The 16,747-nt window shown below is 66.3% G+C and carries 18 protein-coding genes; 7 read left to right on the top strand and 11 right to left on the bottom strand.

The features are described 5' to 3' along the window. Window positions 1-7 precede the first annotated feature (7 nt). The 5 genes from pcaD to pobA form a co-directional block, all read right to left on the bottom strand. On the bottom strand, window positions 8-793 hold the full coding sequence (gene pcaD / locus LGM56_RS28740; protein WP_039344475.1) for a 3-oxoadipate enol-lactonase: 786 nt from the start codon (window positions 791-793) through the stop codon (window positions 8-10). Then, window positions 793-2,166 (bottom strand): 3-carboxy-cis,cis-muconate cycloisomerase, encoded by a 1,374-nt coding sequence (locus LGM56_RS28735; RefSeq protein WP_226207413.1) that lies wholly within the window; start codon window positions 2,164-2,166, stop codon window positions 793-795. The genes pcaD and LGM56_RS28735 overlap by 1 nt, the downstream gene beginning before the upstream one ends. 88 nt (window positions 2,167-2,254) lie before the next feature. Continuing rightward, complete coding sequence (locus LGM56_RS28730) at window positions 2,255-2,911, bottom strand: CoA transferase subunit B (protein ID WP_089457255.1); 657 nt, start codon at window positions 2,909-2,911, stop codon at window positions 2,255-2,257. Between the two features lie 11 nt (window positions 2,912-2,922). After that, window positions 2,923-3,639: a 3-oxoacid CoA-transferase subunit A gene (locus tag LGM56_RS28725; protein ID WP_226207412.1), complete on the bottom strand. Its 717-nt coding sequence runs from the start codon at window positions 3,637-3,639 to the stop codon at window positions 2,923-2,925. Between the two features lie 142 nt (window positions 3,640-3,781). Further along, window positions 3,782-5,014, bottom strand: coding sequence for a 4-hydroxybenzoate 3-monooxygenase (pobA, locus tag LGM56_RS28720; RefSeq protein WP_226207411.1), 1,233 nt, complete (start codon window positions 5,012-5,014; stop codon window positions 3,782-3,784). A gap of 116 nt (window positions 5,015-5,130) precedes the next feature. Here pobA and LGM56_RS28715 point away from each other — a divergent pair, with 116 nt between their 5' ends. The 3 genes from LGM56_RS28715 to LGM56_RS28705 all read left to right on the top strand — a co-directional run bounded on the left by LGM56_RS28715 (window position 5,131) and on the right by LGM56_RS28705 (window position 7,589). Continuing rightward, the gene (locus LGM56_RS28715; protein WP_069250399.1) at window positions 5,131-6,057 is read left to right on the top strand and encodes a LysR family transcriptional regulator; all 927 of its coding nucleotides are present in this window, start codon (window positions 5,131-5,133) and stop codon (window positions 6,055-6,057) included. A gap of 96 nt (window positions 6,058-6,153) precedes the next feature. Further along, on the top strand, window positions 6,154-6,786 hold the full coding sequence (gene folE / locus LGM56_RS28710; RefSeq protein WP_021157584.1) for a GTP cyclohydrolase I FolE: 633 nt from the start codon (window positions 6,154-6,156) through the stop codon (window positions 6,784-6,786). Beyond that, complete coding sequence (locus tag LGM56_RS28705) at window positions 6,786-7,589, top strand: SDR family oxidoreductase (RefSeq protein WP_089457253.1); 804 nt, start codon at window positions 6,786-6,788, stop codon at window positions 7,587-7,589. The genes folE and LGM56_RS28705 overlap by 1 nt, the downstream gene beginning before the upstream one ends. Before the next feature lie 38 nt (window positions 7,590-7,627). Here LGM56_RS28705 and epsC read toward each other — a convergent pair whose 3' ends face one another. Together epsC and LGM56_RS28695 are read right to left on the bottom strand one after the other, a co-directional pair. After that, window positions 7,628-8,548 (bottom strand): serine O-acetyltransferase EpsC, encoded by a 921-nt coding sequence (epsC, locus tag LGM56_RS28700; protein ID WP_089498047.1) that lies wholly within the window; start codon window positions 8,546-8,548, stop codon window positions 7,628-7,630. Window positions 8,549-8,685: 137 nt separating this feature from the next. Beyond that, window positions 8,686-8,919: a hypothetical protein gene (locus tag LGM56_RS28695; protein WP_011356723.1), complete on the bottom strand. Its 234-nt coding sequence runs from the start codon at window positions 8,917-8,919 to the stop codon at window positions 8,686-8,688. Between the two features lie 278 nt (window positions 8,920-9,197). On the opposite strand from LGM56_RS28695, the gene LGM56_RS28690 reads away from it, so the two are divergent. The 3 genes from LGM56_RS28690 (at window position 9,198) to fnr (ending at window position 11,533) form a co-directional block, all read left to right on the top strand. Next, window positions 9,198-9,608 carry a DUF3005 domain-containing protein gene (locus tag LGM56_RS28690; RefSeq protein WP_089498048.1) on the top strand — a complete coding sequence of 137 codons (411 nt, stop codon included), beginning with the start codon at window positions 9,198-9,200 and terminating at the stop codon, window positions 9,606-9,608. A 607-nt stretch (window positions 9,609-10,215) separates the two neighbouring features. Further along, window positions 10,216-10,683, top strand: a complete 468-nt coding sequence (locus LGM56_RS28685) for a universal stress protein (RefSeq protein WP_226207410.1) — start codon at window positions 10,216-10,218, stop codon at window positions 10,681-10,683. A gap of 103 nt (window positions 10,684-10,786) precedes the next feature. Beyond that, window positions 10,787-11,533 (top strand): fumarate/nitrate reduction transcriptional regulator Fnr, encoded by a 747-nt coding sequence (gene fnr, locus LGM56_RS28680; RefSeq protein ID WP_059523493.1) that lies wholly within the window; start codon window positions 10,787-10,789, stop codon window positions 11,531-11,533. A 53-nt stretch (window positions 11,534-11,586) separates the two neighbouring features. Here fnr and LGM56_RS28675 read toward each other — a convergent pair whose 3' ends face one another. Then, on the bottom strand, window positions 11,587-12,480 hold the full coding sequence (locus tag LGM56_RS28675) for a LysR family transcriptional regulator ArgP (protein WP_174976023.1): 894 nt from the start codon (window positions 12,478-12,480) through the stop codon (window positions 11,587-11,589). A 110-nt stretch (window positions 12,481-12,590) separates the two neighbouring features. On the opposite strand from LGM56_RS28675, the gene LGM56_RS28670 reads away from it, so the two are divergent. Next, complete coding sequence (locus LGM56_RS28670) at window positions 12,591-13,211, top strand: LysE/ArgO family amino acid transporter (protein WP_039344524.1); 621 nt, start codon at window positions 12,591-12,593, stop codon at window positions 13,209-13,211. A gap of 81 nt (window positions 13,212-13,292) precedes the next feature. On the opposite strand, the gene LGM56_RS28665 is transcribed toward LGM56_RS28670, so the two are convergent. The 3 genes from LGM56_RS28665 to LGM56_RS28655 all read right to left on the bottom strand — a co-directional run bounded on the left by LGM56_RS28665 (window position 13,293) and on the right by LGM56_RS28655 (window position 16,745). Then, window positions 13,293-15,035 (bottom strand): T6SS phospholipase effector Tle1-like catalytic domain-containing protein, encoded by a 1,743-nt coding sequence (locus tag LGM56_RS28665; RefSeq protein WP_226207409.1) that lies wholly within the window; start codon window positions 15,033-15,035, stop codon window positions 13,293-13,295. A gap of 36 nt (window positions 15,036-15,071) precedes the next feature. Further along, window positions 15,072-15,758 carry a DUF3304 domain-containing protein gene (locus tag LGM56_RS28660; RefSeq protein ID WP_226207408.1) on the bottom strand — a complete coding sequence of 229 codons (687 nt, stop codon included), beginning with the start codon at window positions 15,756-15,758 and terminating at the stop codon, window positions 15,072-15,074. Window positions 15,759-15,842: 84 nt separating this feature from the next. Further along, window positions 15,843-16,745, bottom strand: a complete 903-nt coding sequence (locus LGM56_RS28655; protein ID WP_319000781.1) for a DUF4123 domain-containing protein — start codon at window positions 16,743-16,745, stop codon at window positions 15,843-15,845. Between the last annotated feature and the right edge of the window lie 2 nt (window positions 16,746-16,747).

The following is a 16,747-nucleotide window of genomic DNA, read 5'->3' as shown; positions in this document are numbered from 1 at the left end:
CGGTGCCTCACGCGGTCAGGAAATCGAGCAGCGCGCGGTTGAAGCCGTCGGTGCACTCGATGTTCGAAATATGCGCGGCGTCGAATTCGACGTGCTGCGCACCCGGAATCGCGGCGGCCAGCGCGCGGCCCTGGTCGGGCGGCGTCGACATGTCCTTCGCGCCGGTCACGACGAGCACCGGCAACGCGATGCCTTTCACCTCTTCGCGCAGGTCGGCTGCGTTCAGCGCGTCGCAGTTCGCCGCATAGCCATCCTTGTCGGTATGCACGAAGGTGTCGCGGATCGCGTCGAACAGGCGCGGCTCGCGTTCGACGAACGCGTCGGTGAACCAGCGCGGCAGCACGGCGTCGGCGAGCGCGGCCATCCCTTCGGCACGCGCCTTCTGCGCCCGCGGCGCCCACACTTCCGGCGAGCCGATCTTCGCGGCGGTGTTCGACAGCACCGCGCGAACGATGCGCGACGGGAAGCGTGCGGCCAGCGCCGCGCCCGTCAGGCCGCCCATCGAGATTCCGCAGAAATGCGCGCGGGCGATACCGACGTGGTCGAGCAGGCCGATCACGTCGCCGGCGAGCTGCTCGATCGTGTACGAACCGGCCGGCGCATCGGAATGGCCGTGGCCGCGCGTGTCGTAGCGCAGGATGTTGAAGTGCTGCGTGAGCGGGCGGATCTGCGGCGCCCACATCTGCAGGTCGGCGCCGAGCGAGTTCGAGAAGACGAGCCACGGCGCGTCGTCGCGCGCCGCACGGTCGATCCGGTAATGCAGTTTCACGCCGTTGACAGTGGCGAAAGGCATCAATGTTCTCCTGGTGATTGCGCGCCCGCATGCAGCGCGAGCACGGCGTCGACGTAGGCCTGCGCCTCGCCGACGTAATGAGCGGGATCGAGCAGCCGCGCGAGCGCGTCGCGCGACAGGTGGGCCGACACGGTCGCATCGGCGGCGAGCACGTCGAACAGCGTCGCGCCCGTGCGCACGGCTTCCTTCGACGCATGTTCGACGACGTGATGCGCGTCGAGCCGGCCGATCTTGTCGCCGAGCGCGAGCATCACCGCTTCGCCGAGAATCAGCCCGCGCGTCAGGTCGAGGTTCGCGGCCAGGCGTTCGGTGTTCACGTCGAGGCCCGCGACGATCTGCGCGATCTGCGCCAGCGCGCCGCCGGTCAGGCGCGCGAGATCGGGCAAGGCATCCCATTCGGCCTGCCAGCCGCCGAGCGCGCGCTCGTGCTCCTGCACCATCCCCGCGAACACCGTCGCGACGAGGTTCGGCGCACGCACGGCAGCCGTCAGCACCGCTGCGCAGCCGACCGGGTTGCGCTTGTGCGGCATCGTCGACGAACCGCCCTTGCCGGCGGCAACGGGCTCGCCGAGCTCGCCGACTTCGGTCTGCATCTGCAGCGACACGTCGCGCGCGATCTTGCCGAGCGTGCCCGTCAGCATCCCGAAGCAGGACGCGGCTTCCGCGATGCGGTCGCGCTGCGTGTGCCACGGCACGGCCGGCGCCGCGAGCTTCAGGTCGGCCGCCAGCGCGGCCGTGACGCCGGCCGCGTGCTCGCGCAGGCTCGCGAGCGTGCCGGCCGCGCCGCCGAACTGCAGCACCAGCGCACGCTCGCGCAATTCGGCGAAGCGCGCGCGATGGCGCAGCAGCGCATCGAGCCATTGCGCGAATTTCAGGCCGAGCGTGATCGGCAGCGCCTGCTGCAGCCACGTGCGGCCGATCATCGGCGTCGCGCGATGCGTGCGCGCGAGCGCCGCGAGCGATGCGCATGCGTCGTCGAGCATCGGTTCGAGCACGTCGAGCGTGTCGCGCAACTGCAGCACGGTGGCGGTATCGATGATGTCCTGGCTCGTCGCGCCCCAGTGCACGAACTTCGCGGCCTCGGGGTCGTCGGCCTTCACCTGCGCGGTGAGCTGCTTGACGAGCGGAATCGCGAGATTGCCGCCGAGCGCCGCACCGTGCGCGAGCGCGTCGGCGTCGAGCCGGCTGGCATCGCATGCGCGTTCGATCGACGCGACCGCGGCGGCGGGAATCACCTGCTGCGCGGCGAGCGCACGCGCGAGCGCGGCCTCGACGTCGAGCATCCGCTGGATCGTCGCGCGGGGCGACCAGATCCGGTTGAGCGGCTCGGTGCCGCAGATGAGGGAGGTGAGGCGGGCGCTGTCTTCGAGCATGGCATCAGATTGGGGAAACGGCGTGCGCCTATTGTCCACCCAAGCGTGCCGGCCTGCGCGCAAGCGCACGCGCCGGCACGCTCGGGGTTCAGGCAGCGGCCTTTTGCGTCGCGTCGATCAGCGGCACGCCGGTCAGCTTCTGCAGTTCGTCGAACGACAGGTCGGTGAAGATCTCGCTCACCGCGAGGCCGTCGGCCGTCACGTCGAGCACGGCGAGATCCGTATAGATGCGGCTCACGCACTGCACGCCGGTGACCGGATACGAGCATTGCGCGACGATCTTGCTCTCGCCCTGCTTCGTCAGGTGCTCCATCATTACGAACACCTGCTTCGCGCCGATCGCGAGGTCCATCGCGCCACCGACCGCCGGAATCGCATCGGGCGCGCCCGTGTGCCAGTTCGCGAGGTCGCCGTTCGCCGACACCTGGAACGCGCCGAGCACGCAGTAGTCGAGGTGGCCGCCGCGCATCATCGCGAACGAATCCGCGTGGTGGAAATACGCACCGCCGGTGAGCAGCGTCACGTGCTGCTTGCCGGCATTGATCAGTTCGTCGTCTTCCTCGCCGGCCGCGGGCGCGGGGCCCATGCCGAGCAGCCCGTTCTCGCTGTGCAGGAAGATTTCCTTGCTCGGGTCGAGGTGGTTCGCCACCAGCGTCGGCACGCCGATGCCGAGGTTCACGTACGCGCCTTCGGGGATGTCCTGGGCGACGCGCTTGGCCATTTCATCGCGGGTCAGTCGTTTCATGTCGGGTCTCCTCAGGCGGCTTGGGACGTGGCGTGTTCGGCGGCCAGCTCGGCCGCGTGCGCGGCCTGCGGCACCTCGACGATGCGCTGGACGAAAATGCCCGGCGTCACGATGTGTTCCGGGTTCAGCGCGCCGAGCGGCACGACTTCCGACACCTGCACGACCGCCACCTTCGCGGCGCTGGCCATGATCGGCCCGAAGTTGCGCGCCGTCTTGCGATACACGAGATTGCCCCAGCGGTCGCCCTTGTACGCCTTCACGAGCGCGAAATCGGCGTGGATCGGCGTCTCGAACACATACGGCTTGCCGTCGATCACGCGCGTTTCCTTGCCTTCCGCGAGCTTGGTGCCGTAGCCGGTCGGCGTGAAGAAGCCGCCGATCCCGGCGCCCGCCGCGCGGATGCGCTCCGCGAGGTTGCCCTGCGGTACGAGCTCCAGCTCGATCTCGCCGGCGCGGTACAGCCCGTCGAAGATCTGCGAGTCGCTCTGGCGCGGGAACGAACAGATGATCTTGCGCACCTGCTTCGCCTTCAGCAGCGCCGCGAGGCCCGTCTCGCCGTTACCCGCGTTGTTGTTGACGATCGTCAGGTCGCGCGCGCCCTGTTCGATCAGCGCGTCGATCAGCTCGGACGGCATGCCTGCCGTGCCGAAGCCGCCGATCATGATTGTCGCGCCGTCGTGGATGTCGGCCACCGCCGACTGAAGCGATTCGAAAATCTTGTTGACCATGTCTCTTCCTGATACGAACCCGCGGCTCGATGCGCGGCCTGTCGAGGGGACACGCGCGTGCCGCGTGCCGCGCCGGGGCCGATGTCGATCCCGGTTTTGTTCGCTATTCGAACCGAGATTCGATTAGCGAACGATGGGCCGATCATAGAGTCGTGCACAGCGCATTGTCAAGGCGGGTTGCCTCGGGGGTCGCTGCGTCGTCGAACGGCAAGCCGACGTAGTTTTCGGCGAGCGCCTGCGCGGCGGCCCGCGAGCGCGTCACGTATTTCAGCTCGGCAAACTTCAGGCGATTGACGAACGGCGAGTCGTCCGGCGACGAATGCAGCATGTTCGTCATGAAGTACGAGAAGTGCTCGGCGCGCCACACGCGCTCGAGGCAGGTCGCGGAATACGTGTCGAGCAGCGTCGCGTCGCCGTGGCGGTAGCGCGCACCGAGCGCGCGGGACAGCGCGCGGACGTCGGCCACCGCCAGGTTCATCCCCTTCGCGCCGGTCGGCGGCACGATGTGCGCGGCGTCACCGGCAAGGAACAGGCGACCGTGCTGCATCGTCTCGGACACGAAGCTGCGCATCGGCGTCACGCTCTTCTGCGTGATCCGGCCCTCGGTCGGCGTCCAGCCCGTGTCGTTCGAGAAGCGCGTGTGCAATTCGTCCCAGATCCACGTGTCGGACCATTCGGTGAGGTCTTCGTCGGGCTTGCACTGCAGGTACAGGCGCGTGACCGTGGGCGAACGCATCGAGAACAGCGCGAAACCATTGTCGTGATGCGCGTAGACGAGCTCGTCGAGCGACGGCGCCGCGTCGGCGAGGATGCCGAGCCACGCGAACGGATAGACGCGCTCGAACGTGTTCAGCCGCTCGGCCGGAATCGTCTGGCGCGCGATGCCGTGGAAGCCGTCGCAGCCGGCGATGTAGTCACAGTCGATGCGATCTTCGCGGCCGTCGGCATGCTTGAACGTGACGAACGGGTGCTCGCCCTCGACGTCGTGCAGCGCGACGTCGCTCACCTCGAAGTGCATCGCGTGGCCATGCTCGACGCCGGCCGCGATCAGGTCGCGCACCACTTCGTGCTGGCTGTAGACGGTGATCGCGCGCCCGCCGGTGAGCTCGGAGAGGTCGATGCGATGGCGCTGCCCCGAGAACAGCAGCTCGATGCCGTGGTGTTCGAGCCCTTCGCGGCGCATCCGGTCGCCGAGGCCGGCTTCGTTCAGCGTGTCGACCGTGCCCTGCTCCAGCACGCCGGCGCGGATGCGGTTCTCGCAGTATTCGCGCGAACGCGCTTCGACGAGGATGGAATCGACGCCTTGCAGGCGCAGCAGATGGGACAGCAGAAGGCCGGACGGGCCGGCGCCGATGATCGCGACTTGGGTGCGCATTGTTCGTCTCCTGAACATTAATTCGAATCGTTGAACACATTTGAGCGCTTTCCCGACTATGCGGCAACGCGATTCAGGAGATATGTTGTATACGTTTTGACGATACTGTCCCGGCGATGGATGCGCTCGATCTGAACCTCATTCCCTACCTCGTCGCGCTCGACGACACGCGCAACGTGAGCCGCGCGGGCGACCTGCTCGGCGTCAGCCAGCCGCGCGTGAGCACGGCGCTCGGCCGCCTGCGCGAGTACTTCGGCGATCCGCTGTTCGTGCGCACGTCGCGCGGGATGGAGCCGACGCCGCGCGCGCTCGCGCTGCTGCCGGCCGCCCGCGACGCGCTCGCGCAGATCGAGCGCGGCCTCGTCGCGCCGCACGATTTCGACCCGGCCGCGAGCACGCATACGTTCTCGATCGCGCTGTCGGACGTCGGCGAGATCGTGTTCCTGCCGAAGCTGCTGCAGGCGTTCGCGACGCGCGCGCCGCACGCGAACCTGCGCTCGGTCTCGCTCGCGCACGACGAAGTCGGGCGTGGGCTCGAAGCCGGTTCGATCGATCTCGCAGTGGGCTACTTCCCGGATCTCGACGGCAACAACTTCTTCCAGCAGCGTTTGTTCACGCACCGGTTCGTGTGCCTGATGCGGCGCGGCCATCCGTTCGAGCAGGCGCCGCCGTTCACGGTCGAGCAGTTCCTCACGTGCGGGCACGCGGTGGTGCGCGCCGAAGGCCGCAGCCAGGAAGTGCTCGAGAAATATCTCGCGAAGCAGCGCATGCAGCGCCGTGCGGTACTCGAGACGCCGCACTTCATGAGCCTGCCGTTCATCCTGAGCCGCACCGACCTGATCGCGACGGTGCCGCATGCGATCGGCTATGCGTACGCGGCCGAGCACGCGTTCATCGTGCCCGTCGAGCCGCCGCTCGCGCTGCCGCGCTTCGACCTGAAGCAGCACTGGCATCGCAAGTATCACAACGATCCGCGCACCGCGTGGCTGCGCGGCGTCGTCGCGTCGCTGTTCAACGACGAGCAGGACGAATGGCCGAAGTGAGTGCCGGGCCCCAGGCCGCACACGCGTCCGGCGAAAGCATGAAACAATGCCCGGATTCCGCGCCGCCCCGGCGGCGGCATTCGATGGAGTAGATAGATGGCTAAAAAGAAGTCCGCGCGGCCCGAGCCGGCCGCATCCCGACCGAGCCGCGAAGAAGCGGAAGACGCCGTTCGCGTGCTGTTGCGCTGGGCCGGCGACGATCCCGCGCGCGAAGGCCTGATCGACACGCCCGCGCGGGTCGTGCGCGCCTATGAGCAGTTCTTCGCCGGCTATGCGCTGGAGCCGCGCGACATCCTCGCGCGCACGTTCAGCGAAGTCGACGGCTACGACGAAATGATCGTGCTGAAGGACATCCGCTTCGAGAGCTACTGCGAGCACCACATGGTGCCGATCATCGGCCGCGCGCACGTCGCGTATCTGCCGAATCATCGCGTGGTCGGCATCTCGAAGCTCGCGCGCCTCGTCGACGCGTTCGCGAAGCGGCTGCAGATCCAGGAAAAGATGACCGTGCAGATCGCCGACACGCTGTTCGACGTGCTGCAGCCGAAGGGCGTCGGCGTGATCCTCGAGGCCGCGCACCAGTGCATTTCCACACGCGGCGTGCACAAGCCGGGCGTCGAGATGGTCACGTCGCGCATGCTCGGTACGTTCCGCACCGATCCGTCGACACGGCGCGAATTCCTGTCGATCGTCGCGAATCCTTCTTCCGTGAATCTGACGAATACGTAATGGAGCAGACGAAGCAAGCGGCGCACGCGCCCGTCGTGCTCGTGACCGGCGCCGCGCGCCGGGCCGGGCGCGCGTTCGCCGAGTATTTCGCCGCGCACGGCTATCGCACCGCGGTGCATTACGACCGTTCGGCCGATGCCGCGCAGGCGGCGGCCCGTGCGATCGCCGAGCGCGGACACGATTCGGTCGCGCTGCAGGCCGACCTGTCGGATGCCGCGCAGATCACCGCGCTGATCGACCAGGTGTATGCGCGCTTCGGGCGCCTCGACGTGCTCGTCAACAACGCGTCGGTGTTCTGGCAGGACCATTTCCCGAGCTTCGACCTCGCTGCGTTCGATCAGGCGTGGGCCGTCAACTGCCGCGCGCCGATCCTGCTCACGCGCGCGTTCTACGAACGGGCCCGCGCGGCCGGCGCGCAGGGTGTCGTCGTGAACGTGGTCGACCAGAAGATCAAGGAAAACTTTCACCGCGACCATTTCAGCTATACGGTCGCGAAGGCCGCGCTCGGCAACCTCACGCAGATGCTCGCGCTGTCGTCCGCGCCGGTGCTGCGCGTGAATGCGGTGTTCCCCGGGCTGATGCTGCCGAGCGACGACCAGACGCAGGCCGACTTCGAACACGCGAGCCGCGCCTCGACGCCGCTCGCGCGCATCGCGGGCCCCGACGACGTCGCGAGCGCGATCCTGATGCTGACGGGCAACGCGTACAACGGCGTGGATTTCGTCGTCGATGCGGGGCAGAACCTGATCCGCGTCGACCAGGACGTGCTGTACAAGCACCGCGCGCCCGACGGCAAGCACTGACCGGTGCGCGCGTCGACGGCCGGCGGCCGCGCGCCGCGTTACGGCTTGTCGGCGCTCCCGCCTTCTCGCACCTTGCCCTGCGCGACGCTCGTGCCGGGCGGCACGCTGTGCGTGAGCCACACGTTGCCGCCGATCACCGAGCCGCGCCCGATCGTCACGCGGCCGAGAATCGTCGCGCCCGCGTAGATCACCACGTCGTCCTCGACGATCGGGTGCCGCGCATTGCCCTTGACCAGCGCACCTTCACCATCGGCGGGGAAGCTCTTCGCGCCGAGCGTGACGGCCTGGTACACGCGCACACGCTCGCCGATGATCGCCGTCTCGCCGATCACGACGCCCGTGCCGTGGTCGATGAAGAAGCTCGGGCCGATCTGCGCGCCCGGGTGGATGTCGATGCCGGTCGCCGAGTGGGCGATTTCATTGATGAACCGCGCCAGCAGCGGCACGCCCAGCTGGTGCAGCGCATGCGCGAGCCGGTGATGCATCATCGCCAGCACGCCGGGGTAGCACAGCAGGATCTCGGTGATGTGCTGCGCGGCCGGATCGCCTGCATAGGCCGCCTGGATATCGCTGACGAGCAGCGCACGGACCGCCGGCAACTGCCGGCCGAATTCGCGCGCGATTTCGAACGCGCGTTCGTCGAGCTCGGCGAACGGCGTATCGGCATGCTCGGGCAGGAACGGCAACGCACGGCGGATCTGTTCGGACAGAATGCGCAGCGTGCTCTCGAGCGTGTGGCCGACGTAGAAGTCGACGCTTTCGTCGGTCAGATCCGCTGCGCCGTAATGCGTCGGAAACATCGACGCGCGCAGGCCGGTCACAATCTTGCAGATTGCATCGCGCGACGGCAGTTCGCGAATGCCGCGCGGATGGCGCGTGCGATGGAGTTCCTCGCGCGACTCGCGCAAGCCGGCGACGATTTCTTCAAGGCCCCACTGACGGGCGGGTGATGTCGACATATGCCAATGCAGGCGGCCGCGCTCGGTCGCACGGCCGCTAATAAAGTGACGGGTTCCGCAAGATTACCGCGTTTTTTGTCCGGGAGCGGCACGCCGGGGCTCGGCCGGACGGCCGATGGCACGGGATCGCGACGGCGTCAGATCGTGATGCTGCTCGCGTCGATCCATCGCACGGCCCAGTCGCGCGCGTGCGCGATCGCGTCGCCTTCGTCGTTGAACTGGAGTTCGATCGGGAAAAATCGGTTCGCAACGAGTTCCCCGTCGCTCGATCGGGAGATCACGACGTAGGGTTTGAACGACCCGTCGCTGGCGCGCGCGGGCGCGCAGTTCAACAGATAACCGCGGTGCGTGAAGGCAGTAGTCGCTTGCATGAATCCGCCACCTCTAGTCCCTTGCTTTGTTGTTCACTACCCGTCTTTAAGGGTGCTGCGGCCCCCCGGCGCGGGCAGAGGCGGCGCGACTGAATCCCCTGTCGCCGCTTCGCAGGAAAAGAATCATACTCTGTAGAAAACGCGTCTTCTAGCTGAAATAAATCACGACAAATCAGTGCGCGTCGCGCGACCGCGGCGATCGCCCGCGCGCCTTTTCCCGTCATGCCCGGAACGGGATTTGCTTCGATCCGGAACGCTTCGCCGCGAGGAGAGCCGCGATGGAATCATCCGGTCAAACCGAGCGTTCGCGTCCGCGCAGCATCGAGCTCGACAACGACGACACGCACGACAGCACGGTCGACACCGATGGCAAGAACCGCGAGGCGGCGCGCCTTGCCGGCGGCGGGCCGATCTCGCCCGACGAAATCACGCGCAGCAACGCGTCGCTCGTCAACGCGATGCCGGAAGCCGGCGACGGCTTCGCCGGTTTCGACAGCCGCCCCGGCGGCAATCATCCGGCGTTCGCGCTGCGTGCCGGCTACATGGTGATCGAGAAGGGCTTCGACGCGCCGCCGCCCCTGAGCGACGCGCTGTTCGGCCCCGTCCACCGGATGTACGGCAGCACGTACTGGCCCGGCCACCAGCGTCGGCCGGAGCGCGTCTTCGAGCTGACGCCCGTGCCGAGATAGCCGGCGCGGCGTTTGAATCGATCGTTCGTTTGCGACCCGGTATCGGCCGACAGCCGATGGCCGGGGATCGGCGTACGCGACCGTGCGCCGATCGTGCACCGGCAACCGCACGATGCACGATGCACGAACGAATGATTCCGCGCAGGGGCGCGGGCGGCGCCATGCACGCCCTGAATTGCACTGACGCACATGCGTTGATCGAGGTCATGTCGAAACCGCGCGGTTGCGATTGAATGGCGATGCGGGCGATACATCCGCGTGACCGTCCTGTTTGCGGGCGATACATCCGCGTGACCGTCCTGTTGTGTCGTGTCGTGTCGTGTCGATGCGTGCGTGCGCCACACGCGACGCCGATGCGCGCGCATGCCTTCCCGCCGACGATGCAGACAACAGCGGCCACCCCGTCGCACGACACGCAACACGTGTCGCAGCATGCGTAGGTGCCTGGCCTGCGCCGCGAAAACGGAAGCGGCGCCGCCGCGCGGCACGACCGGCACCTCACTGCAAAGTCCCGGCCGTTGGTTTACTCTGCCTCGCAGCATTGCGCATTACCCAGCCCGATAGGCCATCCGGCCGACTTCGTTTCAACCCGCCACTCGGAGACACTATGTACAAGCGTATTCTGGTTGCCGTCGACGGCAGCGACACGTCCCGCCACGCATTCGATGCCGCGCTGGCGCTCGCGAAATCGCACGGTGCCGAGCTGCAACCGTTCTACGTCGTCGAGAACGCCGCGATCTACTACAACGTGCCCGGCTACGATCCGTCCGTGCTGCGCGATCAGCTCGTCGCGCAGGGCAACGCACTCGCGAAGGATTTCACCGCGCTGATGCAGGCAGCGGGCGTGAAAGGCGAGACGAAGCTGGGCGAAGCAACGTCGCTCAACGACGTGTCGTCGCTGATCCTCGACGGCGCGAAAGCGTTCGATGCCGATCTGCTCGTGCTCGGCACGCACGGCCGCCGCGGGTTCCGCCGTCTCGTGCTCGGCAGCATCGCCGAGCAGTGCGTGCGCCACGCGACGCTGCCCGTGCTGCTGATTCCGGCGGCCGCCAACGTCGACGAAACGGCCGCGTAAGCAGCGTTCGGCATGCGCGGGCAGTCGCGACGTTTTGTCACCCGACAGCGGCAAGTTGCGGTGGGACAATGATTCCGTCGATTCAACGCCGGAGTAAACGATCATGCTGACGCCCGTCGCCACACGTCCCGCCGCCACGCCTCATGCCGGTAGCTGGGCGCCTCGCCAGGCCGCGCACTGCTCGACGTGCGCCATGCGGCACCTGTGCATGCCGCAGGGCCTGGCACCCGAAGCGCTCAGCCGCCTCGAGTCGGTCATCTGCGCGGCGCGCCCCGTCAAGCGCGGCGAAGCGCTGTTCCGCGAAGGCGACGCATTCGACAACCTGTACGCCGTGCGCTCGGGTTCGCTCAAAACCGTCGCGACGCGCCACGACGGCCGCGAGCAGGTCACCGGCCTGCATCTCGCCGGCGAAGCGCTCGGCCTCGACGGCATCTGCGACGACACGCATCCGCGCACCGCGGTCGCGCTGGAAGACAGCTCGGTCTGCGTGATTCCGTACAGCGCGCTCAAGGCACTGTGTTCGGAAGCCGGTTCGATGCAGTTGCGCATGCACAAGCTGATGAGCGAACAGATCGTGCGCGAAACGTCGCAAACGATGCTGCTCGGTTCGCTGAATGCCGAAGAACGCGTTGCCGCTTTCCTGCTCGACGTCTCGTCGCGCTACCTGAAGCGCGGGTACTCGCCGTCGGAATTCAACCTGCGGATGACGCGCGAAGACATCGGCAGCTACCTCGGCATGACGCTCGAAACGGTCAGCCGCACGCTGTCGAAATTCCAGAAGCGCGGCCTGATCGAAATGCAGGGCCGCCACGTCCAGATCGTCGATTTCGACGGTTTGCATCACGTCTGATGTGATGCCGCACGGCGCGCACCTCGCGCGCGCCGCCTGCGTCACGCGATCGATCAATCGAGAAACAGCGCGGCGCGCGCCTTCAGCGCCGCGCTGAAATCGTCGAGCCAGCCGATCGACAAACGCCAGCTCTGCCAGTAAAGGTCGATGTCGATCGTTCGCCCGCGCGACATGTCGACCAGTTCACCCGCCGCCAGTTGGCGGTCGACCATCCGGTCCGGACACATCCCCCATCCCAATCCCGTTTCGCACGCACGCAGGTAGCCCGCGACGTGCGGTATCCAGTGCTGCGGCGGATCGAGATCCGCGCGCGTCACGCGCCGGATGAAACGCGCCTGCAGCCCGTCCTTCGGATTGAACATCACGCACGGCGCGCGGCGCAGCGCATCGCGCGTGATGCCCGCGTCGAAATAGCGCTCGTAAAACGCCGGCGAGCACACCGCGCGGTAGCGGATGCGCCCGAGCCGCTCCGAGCGGCACCCCTGGATCGGCTCGGCCTGCGCGGTCACCGCGCCCTGCACGCTGCCGTCGCGAATGCGCGACGCGGTGTAATCCTGGTCGTCGATCACGAGGTCGAGCAACGTTTCGCGCTCCGTGCAGAACGGCCCGACCGCGTCGATGAACCACGTCGCGACGCTGTCGTCGTTGACGGCCACGCGCAACGTCGGCCACGTGCTCGCGATCTGGCCCGGCAGTGCGGGCATCCGGCCGCCCAGCTCGGCCTCGAGCAGTTGCACGCGCTCGGTATGCCGGCACAGCAGCGCACCCGACGTCGTCGCGACGCATGGCTGCCCGCGCTTGACGAGCACGCTGCCGACCCGCTCCTCCAGCAGTTTCACGCGCTGCGACACGGCCGACGCCGTGACGTTCAGCTCCTTGGCCGCCCGCTCGAACGAGCCGTGCCGGATCACGGCCGCGAGGGCATCGAGCAACGCGTAGTCGAGCATTAGATTTCCTTAATCGGCATTAGGTGATTTAGCTTCTCTTATTTTCAGGCTGACCGCAGACTAGCGCTACCCGATTCATCCGTCTACTGCTTCCACTGCTGTCACCCATCATGAACTGGCTCGCTTTTTCCCACGGCGCCGCACTCTGCGGCTCGCTCATCGTCACCATCGGCGCACAGAACGCATTCGTGCTGCGGCAGGGCATCATGCGCTCGCACGTCGGCAAGATCGTGCTGCTGTGCGCGCTGTCCGACATGATCCTGATCGGCGCGGGCGTCGGCGGCGCGTCGGTGCTCGTCGAACGCTATCCGACCTTCGTCCATGCGGTGCTGTACGTCGGCCTCGCGTATCTCGCGTGGTTCGGCATCAATGCGTTGCGCCGCGCGTTCAAGCCCGGCCACGAAACGCTCGACGTGCGCGGCGACGCGGTCGCGCCGCCGCCGCAGAGCGGCCTCGCGATCGTGCTGATGACGCTCGCGTTCACGTGGCTCAACCCGCACGTGTATCTCGACACTTTCCTGCTGATCGGCACGGCCGGCGCACGCGAGCCGGAAGGCGCGCGGCTCGCGTTCGCGATCGGCGCGATGTCGGTCAGCGTCGTGTGGTTCCTCGGGCTCGGCTACGGCGCGCGGCTGCTGGCGCCGTGGTTCCGCAAGGCGACGGCGTGGCGCGTGCTGGATGGCGCGATCGGCAGCATGGTGCTGTTTCTCGCGGCGGTGCAGTTGCGGTAAGGAGGGAAGGGTCGCGGCAGATCCGATCCGCCGCGACGTCGGGTTGTCCGCTCGCTGTTGCGAGCGGTGTCGCGTGCGGCGTCAGGCGTTCGACGTCGCATCGGGCAGCGTATTGCCGCCGGCCGTCGCGGGCTGGTTGCTGGCCAGCTGAGGCTCGTTGGCCGCCGTCGGCTCCTGCTGCTTGGCCGGATCGGTCCTGGCCAATTGCGCAGCGGCATGCTCGGCCTTGTCGCCGGCGTAGCGCCAGTAAAGAAACCTGTTGCCACGCTTACCCATGAAGTACTGTCGGTTGACCGTCCAGCGGCTCATCTCGGCAGGGCCAACGTATCCGTCTTCCATCTGCTTCTTGAAACCGGCAATCGAGTCGTGCACGTAGTGATCGAAGAACTTGTCGAAGATCGCGCGCGCTGCCGGATCGATCCCCCCCAGCCAGTTGCCCGTGACCCGAACAGCCGCATCGATGGCTTTTTCCTGCTCCGAAACAGATACGGTCAGATATCCACCGTTCGCATGACGCAGGCAATCCGTATCGTAATCCCACTCGCGATCGGTAATGGCCATATGATCGTCCACGCCACCCGGCGGTTTCAGACGTCCGTCCTTCAACCGTCGGCTTCTGCTGGCCCGCCACTGGTAATAGCGGTTCATGTGCCAGATGATCTGCGCCTCGAGCCTGTCGCTGTTCGGTGCCACGCCCGCGCTTTTGACACCTCCCTGGCCCATATAGACATTCCAAGCAGCCTCAAGGTCCTTGGAAATCTCGAACAGCTGCCCGGCGTCCGCCATCACCTCCTGCGGTGACCGGAACGGGACGCCGGCTTTCCAGGCCTCGATATAGAGATTGTTCAGCGCGACGTTGGCCAGCTCGTTGGTTCGACCTTCCTGGTAATTGCGCTCGTAACCGCCGCCTACGTCCGAGTGCATGCCCGGGTAGTACACTTCGCAGCAGTTCGCCGGAATCTTCTGATCTTCCCGCACCGAGTCACTGGGGAATTTTTCCCGGACCTCCTGCGAAGCCACGTAGTGAACGCACTGTCGGACATAGCCTGGTATGCGGATATCGTTCGCCCACTCAGCGTGGCCTCCCTTGTCGATGTAGGCCAGGTAACCGCCGGCGTACGGTCCGAACGGTCCGAGCAAAGGCATGACGAGGATGGGTGCCGCACTCTCGAGGCGGCTGCCGCCAAAGCCCGTCGACGACACCGTATCAAGAATTCCAAGGAAGTAGACAACCAATTCGGGGCGATGCCCCTTCATGTTCTTCTTGTTCCACCAGAGCCGCCCGCCGATATTCTCGGCGAGTTGTTCGGTCAGCATGCGAACGAAGGCGCGTGCTTCCGTCGCGCCGCGAGAGAAGCCGAATACCGCCAGGTTGATCTGACTCACCGCCGGCATGTGGTTGGTCACGTGCTTGTCGAGCTCGTCGAGCATCCATCGGATACGCAACTCGCCTTTTCTCGCGGCAGCCATACCGAGCGCATTGTCGAGACCTTTTCCGCTATCCCCCACTTTGCTGCACGGCGTGCCGACACCTTCGACATAACGCGCGACAGTCCGGGGAAACGCGTTGTCTTTGGCGTGTGCAAACTGCCAGAGCTTCGCGATATTGCTGTATTTGGTCAGTCTGACGTCCTTCAATCCACGGCCGTCCAGGTCGAAGTTGTTGCCCGTTCCGTCGAAGAAGGCCGTGAACCACACGGGTTTCGGGCACTCCTTGCATTGCTCGATCAGCAGCGGATCGAGAATCTCGCGCTGGGCACTTCGGATAGCATCCTCGGCCGGCGTGAGATCCGAGATGCGTCTGATGATGGGGGGATTGCTCATGGCGGTTTCGCTCCTGTTCCGGCAATGCGTCCGACATCAATTCCATTGGGTCGGCTTCTTGCGCCCATAGAACGGATTGGAAATTTCCTTCAGGCAGGCACGGCCGGCCAGCTTGCGCTGCTCGTCGCGCATTGAAAGCGCCACCTTCGGATCCGGGCCATCGACCTGGAAATTCATGTCGCCTTCCACATGGCCATCGGGGAAGAAGTGCAACACGATACCGCCGCTTTTGCCCTTGACGGGAGGACGCGTGATCGTGATCTCGCCTTCACACCATGCCATCCCGGGTCGGGTTTCGCGATGCGTATATTCGTCGTAATCCGGAGACGACGCTTCCAGTGCGCGCTTGTCGACTACCCGCTCCCACCACACCTTGAACTTGCGGGGGGTTGTCCAGCGAAGATCCCATGCGAGGCTCGGTCTTTGCCCGCCGCCGCCTGTCCAGCGTGTCGCGTTCCGCGGCGTGGCACTCGCCCCATCTGCGCTTGCCGCATCGTCGAGGCTGTTCTTGTCGGGCGGCAGGAGGTAGACGCCGTAAATATCGTAGTCCGTATAGTTGAAAGACCCCGCCGTAATGACGTCGTAGTTCGGGTCATTCCACTTGTTCGCGTCGCCGGGTGCCAGGCTTTCCTTTTCGGCATCGCCCGTGGTCTTGCTGCATGCGGCCGTGGAAAAAACCATCACGGACAGCACGGTGATCCAGCAGCGGTTCATGTTGAACATCCTTCTTTCCCAATCGATTTCATTCCGGGGCCGATTACGTCCATCCAACCAACCCGATAAAAGCAACGCACCGCGCCTGCGCCGCTAACCCGCCGCTTCCCGCATCTGCTGCCAGCCCTCGGCCGGAACAAGCCCCAGCGCCTGCGGAAAATCCTGCCCTTGCGCCACCGCGTCGAACACGGCAGCCATCGCCGGATGCTCGTCAAAGCGCGGGCCGTACCGTAGCGCCAGTTCGCAGTAGATCAGCAGCGACACCGCGCTTTCCGTGCCATGCGCCCGGCACCGCGCAAGCTGATCGCGCACGAAACCGTAGTGCTGCGCAGCCGGCAACGACGCCAGCAGCGCGGGCTTCTCGGCGCGCAGCCGCTCGATCATCGTGTACGGATAACAGGCAGCCAGCAAGTCGTCCTCCTGTGCCTGGCACAACTGCAGCGGAAACTCGGCAGCCTGCCTGACGTTGGCAGGAGCGGCGATTTCCGCCGTCCGGATCTGCAGTTCGGTATCCAGATGAATCCAGTGCCGCACGCCTTGCGCCAGATGCGCGCGATGCGCCGCGGGCAGAATCTCGAGCCAGAACGGGAGCACGCGCGGATCGAAGAAGCGCATCAGCATCGCGCTCTCCATCTGCTCGAGCTGAACATCCACCATCGGTGCGAGATGCGCAGCCAGTTGCGCGAGCGTCAGTGGCGAAACCAGCACGCTCGCCGCCTGCCACGGAATGTGACGCGGACCGGTCTCGCCCACCGCATCGGCCCTGTCATCGGCGGGCTGCCATTCGAACAGCAGCGGCCCGACGATCCTCGCTTCGTCGTCGGCATTGTCGAGCAGCGATGCCCCGACAAACGCCGGCCACGACGCCTTTTCTTCATCCGGCAATGCATTCAGCAATGCACCGTCGACCAGGACGTAAGCTCGCAGCCCGTCCTGCGAGGACAATGCGGCCTGAAGCACCTCGACCGCCTGCGCGGCCTTCAACTCGTTCGTCATGC

This window comes from Burkholderia sp. AU38729 (genome assembly GCF_020419725.1).
Lineage (GTDB): Bacteria > Pseudomonadota > Gammaproteobacteria > Burkholderiales > Burkholderiaceae > Burkholderia.
The sequence above is the reverse complement of the archived record's forward strand: the minus strand, read 5'-3'. Positions and strand labels throughout refer to the sequence as shown.